Annotated in this window: 1 pseudogene; it reads right to left on the bottom strand. The window is 68.8% G+C overall.

The window, feature by feature from the left end:
- A pseudogene (locus EHS43_RS45135) lies at positions 1-993 on the bottom strand (alpha-1,4-glucan--maltose-1-phosphate maltosyltransferase); the annotation flags it as partial.

Raw genomic sequence — 993 nt, forward strand, 5'->3', positions numbered from 1 at the left:
TGTTGAGCTGGGTGATCAGGGGGGCGAGGGTGTCGGGGGTGTCCCAGTCGCGGGTCTTGATCTGGTACTTCTCCGAGTCCAGGTACTCCTCGCTGCCCTCGCGCAGGGGGGTGTTCTCGGCGAGTTCGTAGCCGGAGTAGATGCCCCAGGCCGGCGAGAGGGTCGCGGCCAGCACGGCGCGCAGCGCGAACGCGGGCCGGCCGCCGTGCTGGAGGAAGGCGTGCAGGATGTCGGGGGTGTTGGCGAAGAAGTTCGGCCGCATGTAGGAGGCCGCCTCACCGGAGAGCTCGCTGAGGTACTCGGTGAGCTCCTGCTTGGTGTTGCGCCAGGTGAAGTAGGTGTACGACTGCTGGAAGCCGATCTGGGCCAGGGTGTGCATCATCGCCGGCCGGGTGAACGCCTCCGCCAGGAAGATCACGTCCGGGTCGGTGGCGTTGATGTCGGCGATCACCCGCTCCCAGAACACCACCGGCTTGGTGTGCGGGTTGTCCACCCGGAAGATCCGCACCCCGTGCTCCATCCAGTGCCGCAGCACCCGCAGGGTCTCCGCGATCAGCCCCTCCAGGTCGGCGTCGAAGGCGATCGGGTAGATGTCCTGGTACTTCTTCGGCGGGTTCTCCGCGTAGGCGATGCTGCCGTCGGGGCGGTGGTGGAACCACTCCGGGTGCTTGTGCACCCAGGGGTGGTCCGGCGAGCACTGCAGGGCGAAGTCCAGCGCGATCTCCAGCCCCAGCTCCGCGGCCCGGGCGACGAACCAGTCGAAGTCCTCGATCGTGCCCAGGTCCGGGTGGACCGCGTCATGGCCGCCCTCCGGCGAACCGATCGCCCAGGGCACCCCCACGTCCTGGGGCCCGGCGGACAGCGTGTTGTTGCGGCCCTTGCGAAACGTCGTCCCGATCGGATGGATCGGCGGCAGATAGACCACGTCGAAGCCCATCGCGGCGATCGCCGGCAGCCTGCGGGCCGCCGTACGGAACGTGCCGTGCGGCTGCT

This window comes from Streptomyces sp. RP5T (assembly GCF_003933965.1).
Lineage (GTDB): Bacteria > Actinomycetota > Actinomycetes > Streptomycetales > Streptomycetaceae > Streptomyces.